Below are 8,442 nucleotides of genomic sequence, written 5' to 3' on the forward strand. Positions count from 1 at the left end.
GGCCCCGCCGCCTCCGACCGCCCCGGTCGAGTCGCCGGCACCCCCGGCACCGCCGGCCGGCCAGCAGCCGCCCGGGCCGCCGATCCACATGATCGGGATCCACACCAGTGGCTACCAGGCCGAGCTCGACCGCTGCCTCTGGGTGCGGATGGACCTCGCCGGTGCCAGCGCGCCTATCGTGGGCGCGCACAACAACTGCGGCGGCGATGTCGTGCTGCGTATGCACCCGGGCGACGTGGTCGAGCTGACGGGGGAGCAGCTGGATGGACGCTACACCGTCGCCGGCAGCCGCGACGGTCGTCCCGGACAAGACGCCGCGGAGGCCACTGCGGGCTTCGGCGCGACCGTCATCCTGCAGACCTGCTATTTCGAAGGCCCCGACGTGCGTCTGGTCGCGCTGATTCCGCTGTCCTGAACCTCGCGCCGATCTCGTCGTGCTCGCGCCCCGCAGGCTTATACCGCAGCATCCGGAACTTTTCAAGAATCCAGGTAGACACGGCGCGCCTTCTGGCATATAGTGGGTCTTTGCGCTCTTGGATTCCCCCTGCCCTCATATGGTGGTCGGCTGTGCCCGTGTGCCCCCGCTCGGTTTGCGGTGTGCGACGCATGGACTTCGGGGACCGGAGCACTCCACCTGACGACAAGGAAACGAGCCCCTGACGGGGCCCACGGAGGTAATCCCCTTGGCTGCTGCGCGCAACGCATCCAACCCCACCACCACCCCTAAGAGCGGACGCGGAGCTTCCCGCCTCTCGTTCGCCAAGATCTCCGACACGCTGACGGTCCCCGACCTTCTCGCGCTGCAGACCGAGTCGTTCGACTGGCTGGTCGGCAACGAGGCGTGGAAGGCACGCGTCGCCGAGGCGAAGGCCGCCGATCGCACCGACGTGCCCGAGATCAGCGGCCTCGAGGAGATCTTCGAAGAGATCTCGCCCATCGAGGACCTGAGCGAGACGATGCAGCTCTCGTTCACGAACCCCTACCTCGAGCCCGAGAAGTACTCCATCGAGGAGTGCAAGGAGCGCGGCAAGACGTACGCGGCCCCGCTCTACGTCGAGGCCGAGTTCATGAACCACCAGACCGGTGAGATCAAGACCCAGACGGTCTTCATGGGCGACTTCCCGCTCCAGACCGACAAGGGCACGTTCATCATCAACGGCACCGAGCGCGTCGTCGTGTCGCAGCTCGTCCGCTCGCCCGGCGTGTACTTCGACAAGACCCCCGACAAGACGTCCGACAAGGACATCGTGTCGGCGCGCGTCATCCCCTCGCGCGGCGCCTGGCTCGAGTTCGAGATCGACAAGCGCGACCAGGTCGGCGTGCGCATCGACCGCAAGCGCAAGCAGTCCGTCACGGTCTTCCTCAAGGCGCTGGGCCTCACCTCGGAAGACATCCTCACCGAGTTCGCCGGCTTCGAGTCGATCGAAGAGACGCTGTCGAAGGACACGATCCTCACCAAGGAGGACGCGCTCCGCGACATCTACCGCAAGCTCCGTCCGGGCGAGCAGGTCGCCGCCGAGGCCGCCCGCGCGCTGCTGGACAACTTCTACTTCAACCCGAAGCGCTACGACCTCGCCAAGGTCGGCCGCTACAAGATCAACCACAAGCTCGGCCTCGACAAGCCGCTGTCGGACTCGGTGCTGACGGTCGACGACATCGTCGCGACCATCAAGTACCTGGTGCGCCTGCACCGCGGTGACACCACGTTCGACGGCGTGCGCGGCGGCAAGCAGGTCGAGATCCGTCTCGACATCGACGACATCGACAACTTCGGCAACCGCCGCATCCGCGCCGTCGGCGAGCTGATCCAGAACCAGGTCCGCACGGGTCTGTCGCGCATGGAGCGCGTCGTCCGCGAGCGCATGACCACGCAGGACATCGAGGCGATCACGCCGCAGACCCTGATCAACGTGCGCCCCGTCGTCGCCGCGATCAAGGAGTTCTTCGGAACCTCGCAGCTGTCGCAGTTCATGGACCAGAACAACCCGCTCGCGGGCCTGACCCACAAGCGTCGCCTGTCGGCGCTCGGCCCCGGTGGTCTGTCGCGTGAGCGCGCGGGCGTCGAGGTCCGTGACGTCCACCCCTCGCACTACGGCCGCATGTGCCCGATCGAGACGCCGGAAGGCCCGAACATCGGCCTCATCGGCTCGCTCGCGTCGTTCGCGCGCATCAACGCGTTCGGCTTCATCGAGACGCCGTACCGCAAGGTCGTCGGCGGCAAGGTCACCGATCAGATCGACTACCTGACCGCCTCCGAGGAGAGCGACTACATCGTCGCGCAGGCCGGTGTCGAGCTGAAGGCCGACGGATCGTTCGCGCAGGACCGCGTCCTCGCCCGCCGCGGCCAGGGCGGCGAGGTCGACCTGTTCCACGCCGACGAGATCGGCTACATGGACGTCTCGCCGCGCCAGATGGTGTCGGTGGCGACCTCGCTCATCCCGTTCCTCGAGCACGACGACGCCAACCGCGCGCTCATGGGCGCCAACATGCAGCGCCAGGCCGTGCCGCTCCTCCGCTCGGAGTCGCCGGTGGTCGGCACGGGCATGGAGGGCTTCGCCGCGATCGACGCGGGCGACGTCGTCATCGCCGACAACGCCGGCGTGGTCGTCGAGGTCTCGGCCGATGTCGTGACGGTGCAGCTGGACGCGGGCGGCACGCAGGATTACTTCCTGCGCAAGTTCGACCGCTCCAACCAGGGCACCAGCTACAACCAGCGCGTCGTGGTCTCGGCCGGCGACCGCGTGGAGGTCGGCGAGGTCATCGCAGACGGCCCGGCGACGGAGAAGGGCGAGCTCGCCCTCGGCAAGAACCTCCTCGTGGCGTTCATGACGTGGGAGGGTCACAACTTCGAGGACGCGATCATCCTCAGCCAGAACCTCGTGAAGGACGACACCCTCTCCTCGATCCACATCGAGGAGTACGAGGTGGACGCCCGCGACACGAAGCTCGGCAAGGAGGAGATCACTCGCGACCTGCCGAACGTGAGCCCGGACCTGCTGAAGGACCTCGACGAGCGCGGCATCATCCGCATCGGCGCCGAGGTGCGCCCCGGCGACATCCTCGTCGGCAAGGTCACGCCCAAGGGCGAGACCGAGCTGTCGGCCGAGGAGCGCCTGCTCCGCGCGATCTTCAACGAGAAGAGCCGCGAGGTGCGCGACACGTCGCTGAAGGTTCCCCACGGCGAGCAGGGCACGATCATCGCGGTGAAGGAGTTCAACGCGGAAGACGGCGACGACGAGCTCGGCTCGGGCGTGAACCGCCGGGTCGTGGTCTACATCGCGCAGAAGCGCAAGATCACCGAGGGCGACAAGCTCGCCGGCCGCCACGGAAACAAGGGCGTCATCGCGAAGATCCTCCCCGTCGAAGACATGCCGTTCCTCGCGGACGGCACGCCGGTCGACGTGATCCTCAACCCGCTCGGCATCCCCGGCCGCATGAACTTCGGCCAGGTGCTCGAGACCCACCTCGGGTGGGTCGCGAAGCAGGGCTGGAAGGTCGAGGGCACGCCGGAGTGGGCCGCGCGCCTCCCCGAGGAGGCCCGCGAGGCCGCCCCCGGGACGAAGGTCGCCACCCCCGTGTTCGACGGCGCGTTCGAGGAGGAGATCGCGGGTCTGCTCGACTCGACGCTCCCCACGCGCGACGGTGATCGCCTGATCGACTCGTCGGGCAAGACGCAGCTGTTCGACGGCCGCTCCGGCGAGCCGTTCCCGGCCCCGATCTCGGTCGGCTACATGTACATCCTGAAGCTGCACCACCTCGTCGACGACAAGATCCACGCGCGCTCGACGGGCCCGTACTCGATGATCACCCAGCAGCCGCTCGGTGGTAAGGCGCAGTTCGGCGGTCAGCGCTTCGGTGAGATGGAGGTGTGGGCCCTCGAGGCCTACGGCGCCGCGTACGCGCTGCAGGAGCTCCTCACGATCAAGTCCGACGACATCCTCGGCCGCGTCAAGGTGTACGAGGCGATCGTCAAGGGCGAGAACATCCAGGAGCCCGGCATCCCCGAGTCGTTCAAGGTGCTCATGAAGGAGATGCAGTCGCTCTGCCTGAACGTCGAGGTGCTCTCGGCCGACGGCACGGCTGTCAACCTCCGCGACACCGACGACGAGGCCTTCCGCGCCGCCGAAGAGCTCGGCATCAACATCTCCAGCCGCTTCGAGTCGTCGTCCATCGACGAGATCTAAGCCCGGCCGATCCGATACAAGAATTTCCGACACAGGAGAACTAGTGCTCGACGCAACAACTTTCGATGAGCTTCGCATCGGTCTGGCCACCGCCGACGACATCCGTCGCTGGTCCTACGGTGAGGTCAAAAAGCCCGAGACGATCAACTACCGCACGCTGAAGCCCGAGAAGGACGGTCTGTTCGGCGAGCAGATCTTCGGGCCCTCGCGCGACTGGGAGTGCGCCTGCGGCAAGTACAAGCGGGTCCGCTTCAAGGGCATCGTGTGCGAGCGCTGCGGCGTGGAGGTCACCAAGTCCTCCGTCCGCCGCGAGCGCATGGGCCACATCGAGCTCGCCGCGCCGGTGACTCACATCTGGTACTTCAAGGGCGTGCCCTCGCGCCTCGGCTACCTGCTCGATATGGCGCCGAAGGACCTCGAGAAGGTCATCTACTTCGCCGCGTACATGGTGATCTCGGTCGACGAGGACGCGCGCCACCGCGACCTCGCGACGCAGGAGAACAACATCCGTCTCGAGCTGAAGACGCTCGCCGACCGCCGCGACTCGCGCGTGGCCGGCCGCCTCCAGAAGCTGGAGGAGGAGCTCGCCGCACTCGAGGCGGAGGGCGCCAAGGCCGACCAGAAGAAAAAGGTCAAGGACGCCGCCGAGAAGGAGATGGCCTCGATCCGCAAGAACGCGGATGACCAGATCGCCCGTCTCGAGCGCGTGTGGGAGGACTTCCGCACGCTCGACGTCGGCCAGCTCAAGGGCGAGGACGAGATCTTCCACGAGCTGCAGGATCGCTTCGGCCAGTACTTCGAGGCCTACATGGGCGCGGAGTCGATCAAGCGCCGCCTCGAGGCCTTCGACCTGCGGGCCGAGGCCGACAGCCTCCACCTGCAGATCTCGGAGGGCAAGGGCCAGCGCAAGATCCGGGCGATCAAGCGCCTGAAGGTCGTCAACTCGTTCCTGCAGACCGGCATGAGCCCGGCCTCGATGGTGCTCGACGTCGTCCCGGTGATCCCGCCGGAGCTGCGCCCCATGGTGCAGCTGGACGGTGGCCGCTTCGCGACCTCCGACCTGAACGACCTGTACCGTCGCGTGATCAACCGCAACAACCGTCTGCGCCGCCTGATCGACCTCGGTGCGCCCGAGATCATCGTCAACAACGAGAAGCGCATGCTGCAGGAGGCCGTCGACGCGCTGTTCGACAACGGTCGCCGCGGTCGTCCCGTCACGGGCACCGGCAACCGTGCGCTGAAGTCGCTGTCCGACATGCTCAAGGGCAAGCAGGGCCGGTTCCGCCAGAACCTGCTCGGCAAGCGCGTGGACTACTCGGGCCGTTCGGTCATCATCGTCGGCCCGCAGCTCAAGCTCCACCAGTGCGGTCTGCCCAAGCAGATGGCGCTCGAGCTGTTCAAGCCCTTCGTGATCAAGCGCCTGATCGACCTCGGCCACTCGCAGAACATCAAGGCCGCCAAGCGCGCCGTCGAGCGCACCCGCCCCGAGGTGTGGGACGTGCTCGAAGAGATCATCCGCGAGCGTCCAGTGCTGCTCAACCGCGCGCCCACGCTGCACCGCCTGGGCATCCAGGCGTTCGAGCCGCAGCTCGTCGAGGGCAAGGCCATCCAGCTCCACCCGCTCGTCTGCGCCGCCTTCAACGCGGACTTCGACGGTGACCAGATGGCCGTGCACCTGCCGCTGTCGGTCGAGGCCCAGGCCGAGGCCCGCATCCTGATGCTCGCCTCGAACAACATCCTGAAGCCGTCCGACGGGCGCCCGGTGACCCTGCCCTCGCAGGACATGATCATCGGTCTTCACCACCTGACCACGGTCAAGGAGGGCGCCGCCGGCGAGGGCCGCGTGTTCGGCTCGGTCGGCGAGGCGATCCTCGCGAAGGACGAGGGAACCCTCGACCTGCAGGCGAAGGTGCGCATCCGCATCCCGGGTCTGACGTTCCTCGAGGGCGAAGCCCCCGAGGGCTACGAGCGCCACGGCCTCGTGGACGCGTCGCTCGGCCAGGCGATCTTCAACGACACGCTCCCCAAGGGCTACCCGTTCGTGCGCGAGCAGGCGGACAAGGGCAAGCTGTCGCAGATCGTGAACAAGCTCGCCGAGGAGTACCCGAAGGTGGAGGTCGCGGCATCGCTCGACCGCATCAAGGACGCCGGCTTCTACTGGGCCACCCGTTCGGGTGTCACGGTGGCGCTCAGCGACATTCTCACGCCGCCGAACAAGGCCGAGATCGTCGGGGGCTACGAGAAGCAGGCCGCGAAGGTTCAGGCGCAGTTCGAGAAGGGTCTCACGACCGACGCCGAGCGTCGTCAGGAGCTCATCAAGATCTGGACCGAGGCGACCGACGAGGTCCAGAAGGCGATGCGCGACAACTTCCCGGCCGACAACACCATCAACCGCATGGTGTCGTCGGGTGCGCGTGGCAACTGGCTGCAGATCCGCAACATCGCGGGCATGCGAGGCCTGGTGAACAACCCGAAGGGTGAGATCATCCCGCGCCCGATCATCTCGTCGTACCGCGAGGGTCTGTCGGTGGCGGAGTACTTCATCGCCACGCACGGTGCCCGCAAGGGTCTGGCCGACACGGCCCTCCGTACGGCCGACTCGGGTTACCTCACGCGCCGTCTCGTGGACGTCTCGCAGGACGTCATCATCCGCGAGGAGGACTGCGGCACGACCAAGGGCCTGGAGTTCACGATCGCCGCTCCGGGTGCCGACGGCACCCTGGTGCGCGACGCGAACGTCGAGAACTCGGTCTTCGCGCGCACGCTTGCGTCGGATGTGACCGCTGCGAACGGCGAGGTCGTCGCGGCGGCCGGTGACGACGTCGGCGATGTCCTCATCGACCGGCTCGTCGAGGCGGGTGTCGAGTCGATCAAGGTCCGCTCGGTGCTCACGTGCGACTCGGCCGTCGGCGTCTGCGCGAAGTGCTACGGCCGTTCGCTCGCGACCGGCAAGATCGTCGACATCGGCGAGGCCGTCGGCATCATCGCGGCCCAGTCGATCGGCGAGCCCGGCACGCAGCTGACGATGCGTACCTTCCACACCGGTGGTTCGGCGTCGGCCGACGACATCACGCAGGGTCTTCCCCGTGTGCAGGAGCTGTTCGAGGCCCGCACCCCCAAGGGCGCGTCGCCGATCGCCGAGGCCGATGGCCGCATCACGATCGACGAGACCGAGAAGTCCAAGAAGGTCATCCTCACGCCCGACAACGGCGACGAGCCGCACGTCTACCCGGTCCTCAAGCGCGCGACGCTCCTGGTCGAGGACGGTCAGCACGTCACCGTGGGCCAGGCCCTGCAGGTCGGCACGCTCGACCCCAAGGAGGTCATGCGCGTCATGGGTGCCCGCGAGGTGCAGAAGTACCTCGTGAACGGCGTCCAGGGCGTGTACCGCTCGCAGGGCGTGCCGATCCACGACAAGCACATCGAGGTCATCGTCCGTCAGATGCTGCGCAAGGTCACCGTGGTCGACCACGGCGAGACGACGCTGCTTCCGGGTGAGCTGGTGGACTTCAAGCGCTACCAGAACATGAACCGCGAGGCGGTGGCCGAGGGCAAGCGCCCCGCGTCGGGTCGTCCCGAGCTGATGGGTATCACGAAGGCGTCGCTCGCGACCGAGTCGTGGCTGTCGGCCGCGTCGTTCCAGGAGACCACCCGCGTCCTCACGCAGGCGGCCATGGAGGGCAAGAGCGACCCGCTCGTCGGCCTCAAGGAGAACGTCATCATCGGAAAGCTCATCCCCGCCGGAACCGGACTTGCGAAGTACCGCAACGTCACGGTCGAGGCGACGGAGGAGGCCAAGAGCGAGCGGTACCCCAACCGCATCTTCGCCTCGGACGGCGCCTACACCGACGCCGACTTGAGCTACGTCGACTTCGACAGCTTCTCCACGGACGGTTTCACCACCGACTACAACTGATCCCAGCCGACTGAGGTCGGCAGGGTCGAAAGAAGGGCCCCGGTTCGCCGGGGCCCTTCCTTCGTGATCGACGGATGCCTCAGCCGGCCGGCTGCGACATCCCGGTCCCGCTGTCGCTGCTGCCGGGGCCGACGTTCTGCTTGACGCGGTCGGCCGTGTCGCGCGTCTCGTCCTTGACTCGCTCGGCGGCGTCCATGGCCTCGCCCTTGACCTGCTCGACGGCGTCGCGCGCCGGCTGCTCGAGCCCCGCCGCGACATCTTTCGCGGCCTGGGCGGCGGTGTCGACGAGCGGCGCGGCGGCCTCGCGGAGCGAGTTCGCGAGGCGGCGCTCGGCCGGGGTCG

The 8,442-nt window shown here is 67.4% G+C and carries 3 protein-coding genes and 1 pseudogene; 3 read left to right on the forward strand and 1 reads right to left on the reverse strand.

Annotation, left to right across the window (positions count from 1 at the left end):
- The first annotated feature begins 88 nt into the window (after positions 1 to 88).
- The 3 genes from EIO58_RS08490 (at position 89) to rpoC (ending at position 8,100) form a co-directional block, all read left to right on the forward strand.
- Positions 89 to 415 carry a hypothetical protein gene (locus EIO58_RS08490; protein WP_127819166.1) on the forward strand — a complete coding sequence of 109 codons (327 nt, stop codon included), beginning with the start codon at positions 89 to 91 and terminating at the stop codon, positions 413 to 415.
- Positions 416 to 683: 268 nt separating this feature from the next.
- Complete coding sequence (gene rpoB, locus EIO58_RS08495) at positions 684 to 4,184, forward strand: DNA-directed RNA polymerase subunit beta (protein ID WP_127819167.1); 3,501 nt, start codon at positions 684 to 686, stop codon at positions 4,182 to 4,184.
- Positions 4,185 to 4,227: 43 nt separating this feature from the next.
- Positions 4,228 to 8,100 carry a DNA-directed RNA polymerase subunit beta' gene (gene rpoC / locus EIO58_RS08500; RefSeq protein ID WP_127819168.1) on the forward strand — a complete coding sequence of 1,291 codons (3,873 nt, stop codon included), beginning with the start codon at positions 4,228 to 4,230 and terminating at the stop codon, positions 8,098 to 8,100.
- A gap of 79 nt (positions 8,101 to 8,179) precedes the next feature.
- Here rpoC and EIO58_RS18720 read toward each other — a convergent pair.
- Positions 8,180 to 8,442, reverse strand: a pseudogene (locus EIO58_RS18720) (DUF3618 domain-containing protein); the annotation flags it as partial.

Source organism: Microbacterium sp. CPCC 204701 (genome assembly GCF_004010105.1).
Taxonomy (GTDB): Bacteria; Actinomycetota; Actinomycetes; order Actinomycetales; family Microbacteriaceae; genus Microbacterium.